This is a genomic window from Syntrophaceticus schinkii (assembly GCF_000946815.1).
Classification (GTDB): Bacteria; Bacillota; DSM-12270; order Thermacetogeniales; family Thermacetogeniaceae; genus Syntrophaceticus; species Syntrophaceticus schinkii.
In genome coordinates this window covers 1-18,148 of the sequence record NZ_CDRZ01000028.1, presented here as the reverse complement: position 1 = coordinate 18,148, position 18,148 = coordinate 1, and the positions used below count along the sequence as shown (strand labels likewise).

The window sequence follows — 18,148 nt, the reverse complement described above, 5'->3', positions numbered from 1 at the left end:
GGGTGAATTACCATGCGGTTTGTAATGCCCGTGCCGGTGTAGCTTCCGCATAGCGTTTACAGGATGGGTCATTCCACTGGTCGTAGGTTTTCCGGACAACCGTCTGCAAATAATTCAAGATAAGACTGGACAGTTAAAGGAGTTTCGAGTAAGATCATTTCAGTGTTTTTTAGGGAAGGGGGACTTGGCGGGCGTGCCATAGGGGTTCCCCTTCTCGCTATTTATCCTTCCGTGATGATTGTCATGTCAATAAATAATCCATATGTCAATCAGTATGCATCATTTACGTCATAAAAAGCAAGAAAAAAATCCTCTCCCCCCGTCATTGGGAGTGAGAGGCGACAAGATATAAGTTTTTTACGCTTTCTCCAAGTACTATAAATGGAAATTCCGGAACAGTTAAAATGTAGACATGTTAAATAATGGGAGCGCGGGTTCTGAGAATGGTTGCTATCCCTTGACGTTCTTTATGATACTTTAGTAAGCTATCAAGATTGGCATCCGTAATAACATCACAATTGGATAGAATAAAGGTATCTTTGATTTTATCCTTGGCCAGCGCAAGCCCACCTGCTGTACCTAAAAAGCTCTCTTCTGTAATAAAATCGATATCAAAATTAGTTGGGTTTTCCGCAAAATACATTTTGATCAGTTCTGCTTTATAATTCAAGGATACAATGAAATTTGTAAACCCGTATTTACGAAATTTATCCATGACCACTTCAATGATCGGTTTATTATCAAGAGGAATCAGTGGTTTTGGCAGTATCTTTGTAAAGGGGTCAAGTCTCGTTCCTTTCCCTCCCGCCATAATAACTACAGGGGTTGTTTTTTGCAGGTAGATGGGCTCCCCGTCTTTGATAAAGTCATTCAATAATAATAAATCTTTAATTTGTTTATTTTCATTTACAACAGGAAGATGACTAATTCCGTGTTTTCGCATTTCCTGTAAGGCCTTTTGCTTTTCTATCGGAAATTGAATAGTAATTGGATGTGGATTCATGATTAATCGTATAGGATTCGTGAAATCTATGTTGTTGATCACTGCTCTTCTTACATCTCCGTCTGTCACAATACCCAATACTTTCTCTATATCATCCACAATAATAAGAACTTGCAGTGTGGACTGATCCATTTTTTTTAAGGCTTCTTTGATAGAAATATTTGGTCCAACAAGTACTTTTTTTATATGCTGCACTCAAAGCTTCTCCACCTCTTCAACAACACTTGCACTGCAAGTGAGATAAGCTTTCTAATTAGACCATCTGCCAGGTTAAGAGCATGCCTTTTAGAATATCATAGCGGGCCTTTCTGCCAATAATAATGTCCCACATCATTGGCGATATCCCTGTGCCCGGCCTTTTAACAGTGATATTGCTTTCATTAATTACATCACCTGCACTGATATCACAGCTCGCCACAATACTCCGGCGAACATCTTTCATGATTTGCAGTTCACTTGTAGCCGGTTTTTTTATGCCTGTCCCTAATGCCTTCTCAATTATACGAATAGCTTCAATCATATCCTTAAATTCACTTGGTTCCAATGAAGCTTTATGGTCGGGGCCTTCAAGGCTACAGTCAAGTGTAAAATGTTTTTCTATAACTCTTGCACCCAGCGTAACTGCTGCTACAGGTACAACAGTGCCCATCGTATGATCTGAGTATCCCACCGGTAATCCAAAGGCTTGTTGAAGAGTTTTCATAGCCAATAGATTTACTTCTTCCGGGGGTGTAGGATAATTGGTTGTACAGTGCATTAAAATAAGATCCCTGGCACCTGCTTCATTTAAAATCTCTATAGCTTTTTCTGTTTCTCCCAGAGTAGCCATACCTGTAGATAATATAACTTTCTTGTGCCATTGTCCAATCTTGCGCAAGAAGGGAAGATTGGTAATTTCTCCAGAAGGAATTTTAAAATAAGGTACATTCAACTGACCTAAAAAATCTATACTTTCTAAATCAAATGGAGATGATAAAAAAGCGATTCCTTTTCTATCACAATAGATTTTTAATTCCTTAAAATCCGCAAAGCTGATCTCTAAACGCTTGATCATTTCCAGTTGGCTTTCATCTTTATCAGGCACATTTTTCTTTTGGTACTCCGCTCTTTCAGCCTCTCCTGTTACTACTTGATCAGCCTTAAAAGTCTGAAATTTAACGGCATCCGCTCCGGCAACCAGAGCGGCATCAACCAGTTGCTTGGCCAATCCTATATCTCCGTTATGGTTAACCCCAGCCTCCGCTATAATAAAGACATTATTCATGGAAATATTTCACCTCTTCGGGGCATGGAAAATCCAGGCTCTTTTCAAGCATTTTTCTGTCCAATGGAACATTCTTTAGCACACCGACAATTCGCTCACTAACTTTTCCGTCACCATAAGGATCGTACGGATTTGAAACGCTCTTTAAACCCCTTTCCTAAATTGCTCATCAAAGAGTGCCTTTTTTACCCCGTTGACGATCTCCCCGGTTCTGCATCTTACATCAATTTGGCTCTGTGCCTTACTCCTTCCCTTTTGCCGGTCACCTATATTAACCGTTGGCACACCAAAGCTAGGTGCTTCAATTACTCCGCTTGAGGAATTTCCAATAACTACTGCAACATGTCTCATTAAACCTAAATAACAGCGCGATCCCAGACTTTTTTTGAGGATCACATTTTGATGGTTTGAAGCATATTCTTCCCACGCCCTGATTATTAATAAATACCCTGATTCAGTTCCCGGGTAGGTAATTACCTGCTGAAAATCCGGAAATTGCCCCAGTGCATCTGTTAGTTCTTTTAGCTGCTGTTTTGTGTAACCTTCTTTAGTCAGGGTTTCGGGATGAAAAGTAACCAACATTGTTGGCTTTACAGGATCAATATGATACGATGCTTTAATCTCCTCAGAGTTGAGGTAATCAGCACGATATATATTTTCGATGCCAGGTGATCCTACCACATGAATGCGCCACAATTCTTCACCCATCTGGCGAATGTGCCATCCATACTCCCGTGTGGCTGCAAAATGAAGGTGTGACATTTTGGTTAACGCATGACGGACCTGTTCATCCAGTGCACCTTGTGTGGTTTCGCCACCTGCAATATGAGCCAGGGAAATTCTTTGAATGAGAGCACAGACTGCAATACTCATCAGTTCATAGCGATCCCCTAAAAGCAGTATTATATCCGGGTTATGCCTTCTCAAAATTGTAGCTAAATCTATGGTCGCCAGCCCAATTGACTTTGATATCGCTTCAGAGCTGTCATGTGCAAGTGTATATGGTACAATTTCAGTGATTTCAAGGCCATCCTCTCTGATTTCATTTATCGTACCCCCTTTTTGAATTAAAAGATGATCTCCGGCTACTATCAGTATTAGTTTGAGGTCCGGGCTGTTCTGGATCATTTTTAGGGTGGGTTTTAATAACCCATATTCCGCTCTTGTTGAAGTAAAAACCATGATTTTACGCATTTCGCTTAGACCTCGTATTATTATGATGGGCTGGATTCCCCACAACTGTTGTACCTGGCAAAACATCATTTATAACCACTGATCCGGCACCAACAATCGCAGCTTCTCCGATCCTGATTCCTTGTATAATACAGGCACCTGCACCGACAAAGGCTCTTTTTCCTATTTTAACATCCCCACAGAGTATTGCACCTGGACCAATCTGAGCGGAATGTGAAAGATAACAATCATGTTCAATAACAGTTCCAGTATTAATAATTACATTCTCCTCGATCTTCACCCCTGGATTGATTACCGCGTTGGCCATAATAACTGAACCCTGGCCGATTTCAACATTTTTTGCAACAGTTGAATTGGGATGTTGCAAAACCGGAAATTGGAAGCCAAGACCGAGTATTTTAGTATACAGGTTTTTTCTAAACTCATTATTGAACCCCGCTACCCCCAGTGCAGCATGGTTAATGCCTTTTTTTTGCAAATCAAACAAGACATCGTCTTTCCCCAAGTATGTTACACCATAGCGGCCAAGGTGGTTATTCTTGGTGAAATCAGTACAACCAACCACCTTATATTGCCTGAGTTGATTAATAATATCAAGTACAACACCGGCATGTCCACCAGCACCAATTAAAATGAGAGGTATTAAACTCATGTTATTCACCTTTTCAGCAGTTCCCTGCATACCTCATGCACATCATCTGTGGTTAAAAAACTGGCACTCGGAAGATTAATGCCTCGATTATATAAATCCTCTGCCACAGGACAATTCATAAAATTGTACTTGACATAACACGGTTGTTGGTTGAGCGGTTTAAAAAATAGGCGAACCTGAATCCCTTTGGAAGTTAATCTTGATATTAGGAACTGCTTATTTTCCTTGAATCCCTCATCAACTATTATGGAAAAGAACCACCAACTGCTCTTTGCTCCTGGTAATTCCTGCTGCCATGAAATACCTGGTACCCCATCCAGCATTTCCATGTATATCTCTGTATTTGCCCTTTTTGTTATCAAAAACTCAGGCAAGCGTTTCATTTGGGCAAGACCCAACGCTGCTTGGATATTGGTTAAACGGTAGTTATACCCTATTTCCATGTGTATGTATTCCCTTTGTCCGGCCTGGCGCCCCTGGTTTACAAGCAGCCTCGCTTTTTTGGCTAATTCATCGTTTGCAGTTACCAGCATCCCTCCACCACCGGTTGTTATTAATTTGTTCCCGTTAAAGCTGAAAACACCTATGTCACCTAAATTCCCCGTATATTCACCTTGATATGTAGCTCCAAGAGATTCTGTAGCATCTTCAATTATATAAAGATTATGCCTTCTGGCAATATCAATAATAGCTGCCATATCAGATGGGTTACCATAAAGGTGGACCGGAATTATTGCTCTGGTTTTACTGGTAATTGCTTTTTCAATTTGCAGTGGATCGATTGTCCAGGTATCTGCCGAGACATCAACGACCACCGGTGTTGCTCCTGCATAGGCTATTGGATTGATACTGGCGATAAAGGTCAACGAAGGAACAATAACCTCATCACCCGGCCCTATATTCAAAAGCCTCAAGGCAAGATGTAGTCCACAGGTCCCATTTACCACTGAGACGGCGTTTCTGCAACCCAGAAATGCGGCAAATTCGTCTTCAAATTCTTTTACCAGGGGACCCGCCGTAGATACAAAACCGCTGTCAAGTGCTTTTAAGACATACTCTTTTTCCAGACTTCCAATATTAGGCCAGTCCAATGGGATTTTTATTTGGCTCAACTTCTGCACCTCAAACATTATATATTCCAGGTTTATATTTTTCCAAATTGTTTTTTATCCACTCTACTGTTTCCTTTAAACCTTCTTCGAGAGAATACTTTGTTTCCCAGTCCGTAAGTTGTTTTACCTTTTTATTATCACAAAGCAACCGTTCTACTTCACTCTTACCCGGGCGAACACGCTGTTTTTCCTGTACAACGTTGGCATCAATACCAATGATTTTGCTGATTAGCTGAACCAAGTCGCCGATGCTTATTTCTACACCACTACCGATATTTATAACTTCACCTTCTACATGCTCGGAAAAGGCAACCGCCAAAAAACCACTTACAGTATCCTTCACATAGTTAAAATCCCGTGTTGGGGAGAGATTACCCAGTTTGATTTCAGGAACTCGGCTCAACACCTGGGTAATTACCGTAGGAATAATTGCCCTCGCTGACTGCCGCGGTCCGTATGTATTAAAAGGACGGGCTACCACTACCGGCAAATTAAAGGACCGGAAAAAACTTAAAGCAAGCTGGTCTGCGGAGATTTTGGTTGCAGCATAAGGGGACTGTGCATGCAAGGGATGTTCTTCATCTATCGGTACATACTGCGCCGTACCATAAACCTCAGATGTAGATGTATGTACTACACGACTGCAACCTTCATCCAGTGCAGCTTGTAATACATTGTATGTACCTTCTATGTTCGTCTTTATGTACGCCAATGGAGATTTATAAGAATAAGGAATCCCGATCAAGGCAGCAAGGTGGAAAATTATGTTGACACCTTTGACTGCATCTCTGACACTGTCATAATCCCTGATATCACCCAAATAAACATCAATTTGGTTTCTAATAGAGCTTTCTTCCAGCCATCCCCAGTGGCCCAAGGAATTATAGTGAAGAAAGGCTCGCACATCGTACCCCTCTTGTACCAACCTTTCTGTTAAATGGGAGCCAATAAAGCCGCCAGAACCCGTGACTAAAATACGCAAATTTTAGTTCCCCCTATACTGTTAGTAAATAATCCGAGTTACTCCTTTAAGAAAACAGCATCTGTTTATTTGAAGTCACCGAAAAGTAGATAGCCTTCACGATTTCCAATGCCTTTCTTCCTTCCCAACCATCGATGTATGGTTTACTGTCATTGGTGACTGCCTGTATGAAGTCTTCGACCAGGGCATCATGCCCAAAACCATAAACATTGGGAACATCCTGCTGGTGCTGGTCTATAGCCCCATTCTCATCTGTGGAATCCGCAAACTTCCAGGTTTCAATCTTATTGACGGCAATGCCCCCCAGCACCACTGTGCCCTTTTCTCCAAAAATGTTCAGTGTCTCCTCCAGATTCTCAGGATAAATAGTGGTTGAGGCTTCAATTACTCCCAGGGCACCATTCTTAAACTTTAAAACCGCAACACCCACATCTTCGCATTCAATCTTCCTTAGATTGGTGGCAGTGTAGCCGAAAACAGATTCCACAGGACCCATCATCCACTGCAATAGGTCGATGTTGTGGATCGACTGGTTCATTAAACAACCGCCATCCATAGCCCGGGTTCCCCGCCAGGGCGCCTGGTCATAGTAGTCCTGGGGGCGAAACCAGCGGACTATAGCGCTGGCGTGAGTGAGTTTCCCGAACCTTCCTTCCTCCAGGGCACGCCGCAGTTTCTGTACAGGTGGATTGAAGCGATTCTGAAAACAGACAGCCAGCTTAACCCCACTCTCATCACAGGCCCCAATCAGATCATCTGCATCTTTCAGAGAAAGGGCCATGGGCTTTTCTACTATTACGTGCTTGCCGGCCTGTGCCGCAGCTATTCCCATTTCAGCATGCATTCCGCTGGGGGTACAGATGTTGACCACATCCAAGCCAGAATACTCAAGCATTTTGCGGTAATCGGTAAAATGAGCCTCTGCTCCGTATTTGTCTTTATACTCTGCAGCTCTCTCCTCAAGTATGTCACAGACACATAAAAGGTTTGCCTTTTCATTCTTTTTGATGGCTTCGGCGTGTTTGTGAGCAATCCTGCCGCAGCCGATGATCCCGAAATTCAGTTTCTTCACTTAAGCTTCATCTCCATAAAATTCTATTATTGCTCCTACAACAAGCCTGACTTCCTCTTCTGTCAGCTCCGGAAAAATAGGAAGGGAGAGCACAGTTTCTGCTGCCTGTTCTGCATGGGGAAAATCCCCTGCTTGATGTCCCCTGTTTTCGAAAACAGGCTGCAGGTGCAGTGGCAACGGATAGTAAATTGTTGTCCCGATCCCCCGCCTCTCTCAGGTAACCCCTTAATTCATCTCGTTTCCTGGCAGCTATCGTATACTGGTTATAGGTATGGAAAGCACCCGGCAAATGATAGGGGGTTTCCACATAACCGCTGACTGGAAGTCCCGCAGCCTTGAGTAGATCCCCATAGATTTTTGCGTTGTCCTGTCTTCTTTTTAGCCACTCTTTAAAATGCGGCAGTTTCACCCGCAATACAGCGGCCTGGATCGCATCAAGCCTGCTGTTGATGCCCATCAATTCGTGGTAGTATTTTTTCCTGGTACCATGTACCCGCAGCATGCGCACCCTTGCCGCGATTTGATCATCATCAGTGACAACCATCCCGCCATCACCAAAGCAGCCCAGGTTCTTGGTAGGGAAAAAGCTGATACAGCCCGCATCCCCCATACTCCCTACCGGCCTGTCCAGGTATTCTGCACCCAGTGCCTGAGCGGCATCTTCTATGACCTTTAAGCCCTTTGTTCGGGCAATCTCTACGATTCTGTCCATCGCTGCCGACTGTCCGAAAAGGTGCACAGGCATTATTGCCTTAGTGCGGGAGGTGATTTTTTCTTCAATCTTTTCGGCATCTATATTATATGTTTTGGGATCGATATCCACAAAAACCGGGACCGCTCCTGCACGCACGATCGAACCCGCTGTGGCGAAAAAGGTGAAGGGTGTGGTGATCACCTCATCACCTGGGCCAACGCCGCAGGCCAGGAGGGCAAGGAGTAAGGCATCACTGCCATTGGCTACCCCGATCCCATATTTGGTGCCGCAGAGTTGGGCAATCTCCTCTTCCAAGGCTTTAACATGATCCCCCAGGATGAATTGGCCGCTTGCGATGGTCTTATCCAGAGCAACTGCTATTTCTTTGCGCAGTTCAGCATTTTGGCGCTTTAAATCAAAACTGGGAATAGAAGTTTTTTCATCCTGTTTTGCTTCTGGCTGAAAAATAAGCTCCTCCTCAGGAACAGAGCGCACAAGCCGCGCCGGGGCTCCCATGACAAGCTGATAGCCGGGAACATCTCTGGTAACCAAACTGCCCGCAGCTATAAAGGCTTCTTCCCCAATGGTAACCCCAGGGAGGATCGTTGCCCCTCCTCCCACACGGCACCCCTTCTCAAAGGAGGCTCCACACCGATCCACAAAACGCTTTTCTGTCCGCCCCATGTAGTTGTCATTGGTGGTGGTCACCATTGGAGCGATAAAAACACTCTCTCCTATCTTCGTAGAGGCTGTGATGTAGGCACCGGTCTGGATTTTGGTGTTATCACCGATCTCCACACTGTTTTCCACTACTACCCGCTGCCCTACAAGCACGGTTTCTCCCAGTTTGCACTCTTCCCTTACAGATGCGTAATCCCCCAGAAAACAGAAATCTTTGACCTCTGTACCCCGGTAGACAACAACACCTATACCGATAGTGCAGTTCTTGCCGATCACAAGGGGGTCCAGTTCTCTCTGGACAACAGTGCTTGTTGCAGCAGGACGGGGAACACGCCCCAACACACACCCATCCCCTGCTGTGGTGCCAGCACCCACCCTTGTTTGCGCATGGACAACCACATGGTGGCCAAGCTCCACACCCGACTCTATAACTGCACCCTTTTCAATAACACAGTAATCCCCGATTCTGCAGTCAGGGCTTACCTCTGCTTCTGTATGGATTACAGCTGTCTTTGAAATCATTTCTTCACCACTTCATTATATTTTAACAATTTTATCCCGGTGATTTTTAACACCCCTGGTGGCATTCCGTGTATCCACCACAATCTTTGAGTTTTCCACGATCCAGTCATAGTCAAAATCCGAGTGATCTGTAGCAATCAACACACAGTCTGCCTCCTGCAGTTTCTCAGCAGATAAAGAAACACCATCCATCTCCCAATTGTACGGCTCATGAGCCTGAGATGAGGCACACAGGGATCGTGGTAGGAAACATCTGCATGCTCTTTCCGCAACAGTTCAATTATTTTCAAAGCAGGTGACTCGCGAACATCGCTGATATCTTTCTTATAAGCAACACCAAGTATTAGGATTTTGGAACCATTCAGGCACTTTCCTGCCTTGTTCAGTGTCTTGAAAACAACATCAACCACATGGTAGGAAGCCTGAATATTGATCTCCCCTGCCAGCTCAATAAAACGGGTATGGAAGTCAAACTGGCGCGCCCTCCAGGTGAGATAAAAGGGGTCAATGGGGATACAGTGCCCACCTACACCAGGCCCTGGGTAGAAGGTCTGGATCCCAAAAGGCTTAGTCCCGGCGGCTTCCACAACCTCCCAGACATCCAATCCCATCCGGTCACAGAGCAGCATTATTTCATTGACCAAGGCAATATTTATTGACCTGTAGGTGTTTTCAAAAACCTTGGTCATCTCAGCAATAGATGGACTGGAGACAGGCACCACATTGATAATTGTCTGGTCGTAAAATGTCTTTGCTACATCCAGGCAGGTTGGTGTCACACCGCCGACAACCTTTGATGTGTTTTTTGTGGTATAGCGCTTATTGCCGGGGTCTACCCTCTCCGGTGAAAAAGCCAGGAAAAACTCCTCTCCTATTTTCAAGCCGCTCTTCTGCAGCAGCGGCAGCATTACTTCTTCTGTGGTACCTGGGAATGTAGTGCTCTCCAGGGTGACCAGCTGCCCCGGCCGCAGCCTTTGTGCGATCTCCTCACAGACACTGACAATGTAGGAAATGTCGGGGTCAAAGTTTACTGTGAGGGGTGTCGGCACACAGATAATAATCACATCAGCATTTGGCAAACAGTCAAAACTGGTGCTTGCTGAGAGCAGCCCTTTTTGCACAAGATCTTTTAGTTCGTTATCCTTGACATCACCGATGTAGTTTTCCCCGCGGTTGATCATATCCGCTCGCTCAGGATTCTGCTCCACCCCTAAAACCTTAAAGCCTACTTTGGCCTTTTCCACTGCTAAAGGCAGTCCGACATAACCAAGACCGATCACTGATACTACAGCAGATTTGCTGCGGATTTTTTCTTTGAGTTCTGTAGCAGTTATATCTTGTTTTTTGTCCGGCATTTGACTTCCTCCTGAATATTTTGAATTAGAATAAAGAACAGCTATATAGTTTCGGCAAAAACCAGGCTTGTTCCTCTTTTCACAAGTGCTTTTCCTTAATATTCTTCACAAACCTGAGCCAATTGCTGCGATACCTCCAATTGTATGGGAGCCTGCTCATGTTTAACAGCTGGAAATAATGCAGTTAACAGTTCTCTTGCTTCACAGGAATCATTCAGCCCATACCCCTGGAGCACCTTGCTCACCAGCATTTGTGCATCATCCAGATAGGTGTCACCGTTGTGAGCCACAAAGATCCGGCTGTACTTGGTAGCACCCATCTTTTCCTGGTCGGTAAATAACTCTTCACGCAGCTTTTCGCCAGGACGGATTCCGGTAAACTTAATTTCGATATCCTTATCCGGTGTCAGCCCTGAAAGCCGAATCAGGTCCCGCGCAAGGTCAATAATGCGTACAGGTTCCCCCATATCCAAAACGAAAATTTCTCCACCCCTGGCAAAAGAACCTGCCTGGATGATCAGCTGAACCGCCTCAGGAATAGTCATAAAATAGCGCACCATATCCGGGTGTGTCACAGTGACTGGTCCGCCCTCAGAAATCTGGCGCTTAAATGTAGGAATTACACTCCCCCTGCTCCCAAGAACATTACCAAATCGTACCGCAGCAAAGCGGCTGTTCAAATTTTCTTTTCTGCACATTTCATTAAAATGCTGTACCACCAGTTCTGCCGCCCGTTTTGAGGCACCCATCACACTGGTGGGGTTCACTGCTTTATCTGTAGATACGAAAATAAAGGTTTCACAGCCATACTTTTTGGCTGTTGCTGCTACATTATATGTACCATATATATTATTGGAGATAGCATGCTCCGGGAAACGCTCCATCAAAGGAACATGTTTATAAGCCGCCGCATGAAAGACCACCTGTGGGGAATAACGCTCAAAAACCTGTTTGATATGCCTTTCATCCCTGATATCTGCCAGCTCTCCATACTGACTGAGATCAGGGAATCGCCCAGTAAGTTCCTGCTCGATATCAAACAGGTTATTCTCTGTATTATCCAAAAGAACCAGAGTGTGTGGCCGAAAACGAGCAACCTGGCGGCAGAGCTCGGAGCCGATAGACCCCCCTGCTCCGCTAACCATAACCACCTTTCCCTCCAGATAGGCGGCTATGCTGTCCATATCCAATTGTACAGGATCTCTTCCTAACAGGTCCTCCAACTGCACATCCCGCAGCTGACTGACCGATACCTTGCCATCAATTAAATCATAAACCCCTGGGAGAGTCTTAACACTTACTTTTGTCTCTTTACAGATCTCCACAATTCCCCGAATTACTTGCCCGGGTGCAGAAGGCATAGCAATAATAACATCATTAACCCGGTATTCATCGACGAGCCGGGGGATATCCTCTCTCCTGCCCAAAACCGGGATACTATACAGGTCAAAGCCCTGCTTTCGGTAGTCATCATCAATAAAGCCAACCGGCTCCATTGCCAGAGTCGGGTGGTTCCGCAGTTCACGTGCCACCATTGCACCCGCCTCTCCGGCACCGACAATTAAAGCACGCTTCATATTCACAGTTTTGCTAGTTAACGGATCCTTATCCTTTCCTGCGCCATTACGGTATTCACGCAGGGAACGGAGTCCAAATCTGCTGCCGCCCGTTAAACCCAGATTCAACAGCCAGGCAATGGGGTAAATGCTGCGCGGCATGGGCTTCATAACACTTTCCGGATAGATGAAAATGTAGGACACAGCAATAACAACTAAACTGGCAGCAGTAACACCGATCAAGACATTGTACATTTCCCTGACACTGGCATACTGCCACATCTTCCTGTATAATCCACAAAAGTAATAAACCGCAATAGTAGTAATAGTTACCACTACGGCAAAAACGGGATAATGTACCGTATACTCCCTGGGGATCACAGCATCAAAGCGAAGAGCTAATGCACCCAGGTAAGCTATATTGATAAATAGGGCATCAAACAATAGAAAAAGGCCTGTTCGCAGCACACGTTCCAATTTCTCCACCTCTATAAGGTTGTCGATTAACGGACAACCAACAGTTTGCTCGATATAAATAACCGTATCTGTAGTCTTTATTAGCCAGGAGTTGGTCTCTGCCGACTTTTCACAAACCGCCGTCAATTCGTTTTGAGAGGATTCCGTTTAAAATAGTCGACAGTAAATGCAGCAAAAATCCCAATCATGAGACCTATTACCCCAGCCAAAGCAATATTCAGTTTTTTGCGGGGGCGCACAGGTGAAGAGGATGCAGCAGGCTTTTCAATAATCTGGACACCCTGATTGGATTTTAACTTCTGCTCCAGTTCCAGTTTCTTTTGCATAAGGACTTCTCGCTGATTAGAAAAGGAAACCAGCGTATCCAGCAGTCGCGCCTCCTGCTGCACTTCAACAGCACTGGGCGGCTCAGCTTTAGCAAAGCTGCTCAGCAATTCACGGTTCAGTTTGATATTGTCATTAACCTCTGTTATATCTGCTTCTATGCGTTTGAGCTCAGATTTCATAAGATTCTGCTGCTGTTCAAACTCTACACTAACCTGGTCTGTGAAACAGCCGGTAATTTTATTTAATAGAACGTCTCCCTGTTTTGGATTGTTTGTTTCACAACTGATCTTTATAATGTTCGTGCCTGTAACAGGTGTAACCTGTAACCCCTGTACCTTAGATGGCACTCCATTTAAGGCCTCTTCCAGGAAGCCGCTGCCCGATAGAATCTCCTTGGCTTCTTCAGGTGAAACCAGTGGTCGAGCAGCAGTTTTATCCAGGTAATTGCCCAGCGATACTTTTGCTTGAACCTGGTAGACAGGAGTTGCCGCAAATGAATACACTGCCCCTATCAATAATGACACCAGAAATATCGCCAAAATTAGTTTACGCCAATTCCAGAGCACACCGATTAAATCCCTCAGGTTTATTTCATCTTCATAGACACCTTCAGAGAAAGATCTTGTAGATTTTGTAGATTTAGATTGTTCGGATTTATCCACAGTATAACCTCCCCTACATTCTGTACCGGCTTATTATCAATATCCTATTACCATATTTAATTAACATAACCCAACTGTACTAACACAAGGTTTCCAACAATTATTGTATCATTCAACAAAAAAAAGACCGAATCCTGCTTGAGTGTTTTGTGCCCTATCAAACAAAATATCATTATCTACACAACAACCTTACTGACCAACCGGGGCCAGGCTTGCTTTATTGCTTTATGCTAAAGTTCCTGTCTTTTGCCATCTTGATAATAATGTTATGAGCTTGGGTGTTTCATATTTACTGGTGGTAGGCCAAGAAAGCATGAGTATCCATCTCACAAAATAAGCCGGCATCATTGTTAAGCTTAACTTGATGGTCCGTCTTGTATTTTAGCTTACTGTTTTAGAAACTATAAAAATCTTAGCAATAAAACCTAACAGGAATATAACTCTCTAACAAGAATAATACAAGTGTAATTAAATATCCAGGAAAGCAAATGATATTTTTACCCCCGGAGGGATTCCATTGCAAATACTGATCGTCGATGACGAAAGATCACTCGTCAAAGGACTAAAATACACCCTGGAGAGAGAAGGCTTCGAAGTCTACGCCGCCTATGACGGCCAGGAGGCATTGGATTTCCTGCGTGACAGCAGGGTGGATATCATCATTCTCGACTTAATGCTGCCCAAGGTAGACGGCTTGGCTGTTTGCCGCCGCATTAGACAGCAGGGAAATAAAACTCCTATTATTATGCTGACTGCTAAAGGGGATGATGTAGATAAGATTATTGGGCTGGAGCTCGGTGCTGATGACTATATGGCGAAGCCCTTTAACCCAAGGGAGTTGGTGGCTAGAATACGCGCAGTTTTGCGTAGAGCCTCAACCACTGCCCAGACGGGTAAGCTTAAATTTGGTGAATTACATATTGACCTAGACCGCCGCCTGGTAACAGTCAAAGGTAAAACAGCGGACCTTTCGGTGCGGGAATTCGATCTGCTCATCACAATGGCCAGGCGCTCAGGCTTTACCTTTACCAGAGAAATGCTTCTGGAACAGGTCTGGGGGCATGATTATTTCGGAGACACACGGGTTGTTGATGTTTATATCAGGCGGGTGCGGGAAAAGATCGAACCGGATCCTGCACATCCCCGCTGGATTATTACCAGGTGGGGTGTCGGTTATGCCTTTGAGGGGGAAGCACATAAACAGTGAAAAGGCCTCGTTTTAAAATACACACCAAACTGGCAGTGACTTACCTTGTGGTAATCGCCATCATCCTCCTTCTGATCAACAGTCAGGTCATTCGGGCACTGGAAGGGAACTATCTGGCGGATCAGGAAGCAAAAACCCTGGCCAATGCTAACATTATCGCTCTGGCCGGGCAGGATTATCTTTTGTCTGAAAACGAACAAACTATCAGCTTCATCAAACAGTATAGCGAACAGATGCAGTCCAGGATCATCGTCCTTGACAGGAAGGGAAAGGTTGCTGCTGATTCCTTTGCTGAAGAATGGCTAGAAGAACGGAGCCTAACCTTTGAAGAAGTGAAGTTAGCCTTGAAAGGGCAAGAAAAAACCGGTGTTCACGAGTTGAAAAACGGTGAGCGGGTGCTTTATGCTGTTGTACCGATCATCCGTGATGAAAAAACAGCCGGAGCGGTAATGCTGGTAACCAGCCTGGAAGAGATCTACGCTGACCTGGAAGGAATCCGCAGATTGATGAGTTTCTATTCTACAGTGGGGGGGCTGGCGGCACTTCTGGTCAGCCTGCTTTTAGCAGCACACTTCGCCAGCCCGATCAATAGGCTTGCAGCTGCGGTGCGCAGGGTATCAGAAGGGCACCTTGACCAACGCGTCAGTATCAACAGCAAAGACGAAATCGGCCTGCTGGCAGAGGATTTTAATGATATGGCAGCTAAATTGGAGGAGGCTGACCGCACACTGCGCCATTTTCTGTCAGATGCCTCTCATGAACTAAAAACACCCCTCAGCTCCATCAAGGTCCTTTCTCAATCCCTCATCGACAGCCAAGAACAGGATCCGGCAGTCTACAGAGACTTTCTCCAAGACATCAGCTCTGAGGTCGACCGGATGGCTGCTCTTGTCAATGACATGTTTCAGCTGGCTAAACTACAGGACCCCGACCACTCTGTTTCTTTCAATGACTACCTGGTAGGGGAACTCCTTAGACACATCAAAGGCTTGACTGCAGGAGAAGCTCTGCAAAAAGGCATCGACATCCAGGTACAGGTTGGATCTGATGGAGAGGTGTTATGGCAGTTGAACAAGGACCTTTTTACCTGCATCTTTCTTAACCTTATCAGCAATGCCATACGCTACACTCCCAGGGGCGGCCTGGTTACGGTAACAGCAGATATTGAAGAGGACTCCCTTGTGGTCAGGGTAACGGATACTGGGATCGGCATCTCTGCAGAGGATCTTCCCCGAATCTTCGACAGATTCTACAGAGTAGATGAGGACCGCAACCGCGAAACCGGGGGCACTGGACTTGGTCTGGCTATTACACGCCAGGCGGTGCATTGCCATGGGGGAACAATCGATGTGAAAAGTAAGCCCGGGCAAGGAACTACATTTGAGGTTCGTTTTCCTAAACATCAGTCATACCCTGCCATTTGAGCAAAACTACTGAGCAGCCAATAATATCTGAAACCCGGCGTATATAATGATCACTCCTTTGATACTTGTACCCGAGCCCCCCACTGCTACAAAATACAATCAAATACTTTCTGGTTTACTATATATCGGGGAAAGCAAAATCAGACAGGAATTAAGTTTTCAAACAAGAATAATACAAATATATTTTTATACAAAGCAGTGGTTGGTATTTCTAGGGAAACTACAATTTAAAAACACAGATTTATTCATCAAAAACTTCAACACTATATATGATTCTGTATATGTGATCCTGTAATAAATTTGTAACATTCTCTGATACTCCTGAAACATTTACCTGCTATACTCTGTTTAGCGTCCTCATAGTGTGTCAAAAAAAGGAGGGGTGTCATATGTTGAGCAGACGGCTGGCCTGGAAAATCGGAATGGGAATGCTGATCCTGTCACTGACTGTTCTTTTTACTCTTGCCGGATGCAAGAACCAGGAAACCTCTGAGCAGCCACCGAACAACCAAACAAAAATAGCTAAGTCAACAGATGAAAATGAACAGAAAAACGGCACATCGAAACCTGATATAAGTGCAGAGCCTAAAGAGACCAAAGAAAAGGTCACTCTTTACTTCGGGGACAAAGAGGCAATGTACCTGGTTCCGGAGAAGCGGGAGGTAGTGGTAGGAAACAATAAACTGGAGGAAGTCGTGATAGCTGAACTGATCAAGGGGCCGCGCAATGCCGACCTTTTTATGACTGTGCCGAAGGAAGCAAAACTGATCTCTGTTGAAGTTGTGGATGGTGTGGCTTATGTGAACTTCAACAAGGAATTCCAGACCAAGCATTGGGGCGGCTCGGCAGGAGAGGCGATGACACTCTACTCGATCACCAATTCTCTGGTCAAACTGCCGGATATTGATAAAGTACAGTTTCTCCTAGAAGGGAAGAAACAGGAGTCCATCTTAGGGCATGCTGATACAACAGAACCTATATCTCCTAACTGGACGATGGTAAAAGAATAGCAGCTCTATTGCCCAGAGCTGCACTAATCCTGTTATTAAACCGGTCCATTTTTTGGGCCGGTTTTTATTTTTCCAGTAAAGCCGATTCTTTTTTTGGTCCCTGTTTTTATTTTCAACCTGGATTCCCGCCGATTCATAACGAGGATCCAGCTAAAATCTAATAAAATCAAGGGTTTAAAGCCTCAGCTGTCTTTAAAAACCATCGTTATGATAAAAACACATAACGATGTCACTTTCCAATATTTATGCGGGTTTATACCATCCTCGTTACGTGTTCCCGGGAATCTAGGTTTCAAGCAAAACCGATCTCTTTTTGTCCCAGTTATTTTTCCAATAAAGATCGATAGAAATCTAATAATTTGCTCTGCTCTTGCTCCCAGTTATACTTTTCCAGTGTGGCATCTTGCCCACGCTTTCCCATAGCTTCTGCCTCACCCGGGTTATCAAGCAGCCACTGAACAGCCTGGGCGATCTCTTCTGTGGATTCTGGGTTAACACAGAGCCCACACTGCTCTTTTTCAACAATTCTGCGGTACAACGGAAAATCAGATATGATCACAGGCAGCCCCAGAGCCATGTATTCGAACAGTTTCGTGGGGTATGATTCATAATAATTGGGGATCGGTTTCAAAAGAGCCAATCCTATATGACAGCGGGCAATAATCCGCCAGCCTTCAGCAGGCAAGAGATAGCCCCTCAGCTGGACTCCCTTTAATTCGTATCCATCAATAATTTCAAAGAGTCTCTTTTGATGCGACTCATCTGAGTGGCCTATGCACTCCCAATTGACGTGATATCCCTTCTCTTTAAGTATGTTTAAGGCTTCCAGAGTAATCATACTCCCTCGCTCAGCTACACCACCGATATCAGTCCCCAGGGTCGGTGTAGAGTTATTTTGTTTCATTGATCTGCAGCAGCTTGTGAGGTTAACGGCATATTCAATACTGTGATATG

General features: G+C 44.8%; 16 protein-coding genes and 1 pseudogene. 3 read left to right on the top strand and 14 right to left on the bottom strand.

Going from position 1 to position 18,148, the window contains the following annotated elements; all coding sequences use genetic code 11:
* Nucleotides 1–415 precede the first annotated feature (415 nt).
* From SSCH_RS02455 to SSCH_RS02405, 13 genes and pseudogenes are all read right to left on the bottom strand, one after another.
* Nucleotides 416–1,198, bottom strand: a complete 783-nt coding sequence (locus SSCH_RS02455; protein WP_052835221.1) for a sugar phosphate nucleotidyltransferase — start codon at nucleotides 1,196–1,198, stop codon at nucleotides 416–418.
* Between the two features lie 58 nt (nucleotides 1,199–1,256).
* On the bottom strand, nucleotides 1,257–2,267 hold the full coding sequence (gene neuB, locus SSCH_RS02450) for an N-acetylneuraminate synthase (RefSeq protein ID WP_044664080.1): 1,011 nt from the start codon (nucleotides 2,265–2,267) through the stop codon (nucleotides 1,257–1,259).
* A 144-nt stretch (nucleotides 2,268–2,411) separates the two neighbouring features.
* Nucleotides 2,412–3,461, bottom strand: a complete 1,050-nt coding sequence (neuC, locus tag SSCH_RS02445) for a UDP-N-acetylglucosamine 2-epimerase (RefSeq protein WP_052835220.1) — start codon at nucleotides 3,459–3,461, stop codon at nucleotides 2,412–2,414.
* Nucleotides 3,454–4,143: an acetyltransferase gene (locus SSCH_RS02440; RefSeq protein ID WP_052835219.1), complete on the bottom strand. Its 690-nt coding sequence runs from the start codon at nucleotides 4,141–4,143 to the stop codon at nucleotides 3,454–3,456. Before SSCH_RS02440 ends, neuC begins: the two co-directional genes overlap by 8 nt.
* Nucleotides 4,119–5,243: a LegC family aminotransferase gene (locus SSCH_RS02435; RefSeq protein WP_044664079.1), complete on the bottom strand. Its 1,125-nt coding sequence runs from the start codon at nucleotides 5,241–5,243 to the stop codon at nucleotides 4,119–4,121. Before SSCH_RS02435 ends, SSCH_RS02440 begins: the two co-directional genes overlap by 25 nt.
* A complete protein-coding gene (locus SSCH_RS02430) occupies nucleotides 5,236–6,207 on the bottom strand; it encodes an NAD-dependent 4,6-dehydratase LegB (RefSeq protein WP_044664078.1) in 972 nt (323 codons plus the stop codon). The genes SSCH_RS02435 and SSCH_RS02430 overlap by 8 nt, the downstream gene beginning before the upstream one ends.
* Nucleotides 6,208–6,253: 46 nt before the next feature.
* On the bottom strand, nucleotides 6,254–7,279 hold the full coding sequence (locus SSCH_RS02425; protein ID WP_044664077.1) for a Gfo/Idh/MocA family protein: 1,026 nt from the start codon (nucleotides 7,277–7,279) through the stop codon (nucleotides 6,254–6,256).
* Nucleotides 7,280–7,456 carry a DegT/DnrJ/EryC1/StrS family aminotransferase gene (locus SSCH_RS22215; protein ID WP_332306883.1) on the bottom strand — a complete coding sequence of 59 codons (177 nt, stop codon included), beginning with the start codon at nucleotides 7,454–7,456 and terminating at the stop codon, nucleotides 7,280–7,282. It abuts the gene before it with no gap.
* A gap of 94 nt (nucleotides 7,457–7,550) precedes the next feature.
* Nucleotides 7,551–9,176, bottom strand: a pseudogene (locus tag SSCH_RS22210) (DegT/DnrJ/EryC1/StrS family aminotransferase); the annotation flags it as partial.
* Nucleotides 9,177–9,191: 15 nt separating this feature from the next.
* Nucleotides 9,192–9,320, bottom strand: coding sequence for a hypothetical protein (locus SSCH_RS22205; RefSeq protein WP_269746098.1), 129 nt, complete (start codon nucleotides 9,318–9,320; stop codon nucleotides 9,192–9,194).
* Entirely contained in the window at nucleotides 9,314–10,531 is a 1,218-nt protein-coding gene (locus tag SSCH_RS02415; RefSeq protein ID WP_232294168.1) for a nucleotide sugar dehydrogenase, read from the bottom strand. The genes SSCH_RS22205 and SSCH_RS02415 overlap by 7 nt, the downstream gene beginning before the upstream one ends.
* Nucleotides 10,532–10,626: 95 nt before the next feature.
* Complete coding sequence (locus SSCH_RS02410; RefSeq protein WP_232294167.1) at nucleotides 10,627–12,690, bottom strand: polysaccharide biosynthesis protein; 2,064 nt, start codon at nucleotides 12,688–12,690, stop codon at nucleotides 10,627–10,629.
* The gene (locus tag SSCH_RS02405; protein WP_044664076.1) at nucleotides 12,687–13,553 is read right to left on the bottom strand and encodes a YveK family protein; all 867 of its coding nucleotides are present in this window, start codon (nucleotides 13,551–13,553) and stop codon (nucleotides 12,687–12,689) included. Before SSCH_RS02405 ends, SSCH_RS02410 begins: the two co-directional genes overlap by 4 nt.
* A gap of 517 nt (nucleotides 13,554–14,070) precedes the next feature.
* Here SSCH_RS02405 and SSCH_RS02400 point away from each other — a divergent pair.
* The 3 genes from SSCH_RS02400 (at nucleotide 14,071) to SSCH_RS02385 (ending at nucleotide 17,194) form a co-directional block, all read left to right on the top strand.
* A complete protein-coding gene (locus SSCH_RS02400; RefSeq protein WP_044664075.1) occupies nucleotides 14,071–14,760 on the top strand; it encodes a response regulator transcription factor in 690 nt (229 codons plus the stop codon).
* On the top strand, nucleotides 14,757–16,184 hold the full coding sequence (locus SSCH_RS02395; RefSeq protein WP_052835217.1) for a sensor histidine kinase: 1,428 nt from the start codon (nucleotides 14,757–14,759) through the stop codon (nucleotides 16,182–16,184). The genes SSCH_RS02400 and SSCH_RS02395 overlap by 4 nt, the downstream gene beginning before the upstream one ends.
* Before the next feature lie 389 nt (nucleotides 16,185–16,573).
* The gene (locus SSCH_RS02385) at nucleotides 16,574–17,194 is read left to right on the top strand and encodes a GerMN domain-containing protein (protein WP_232294166.1); all 621 of its coding nucleotides are present in this window, start codon (nucleotides 16,574–16,576) and stop codon (nucleotides 17,192–17,194) included.
* Nucleotides 17,195–17,516: 322 nt separating this feature from the next.
* Here SSCH_RS02385 and SSCH_RS02380 read toward each other — a convergent pair.
* Nucleotides 17,517–18,148: glycosyltransferase (locus SSCH_RS02380; RefSeq protein ID WP_232294165.1), on the bottom strand; the 632-nt coding region annotated here is incomplete at its 5' end.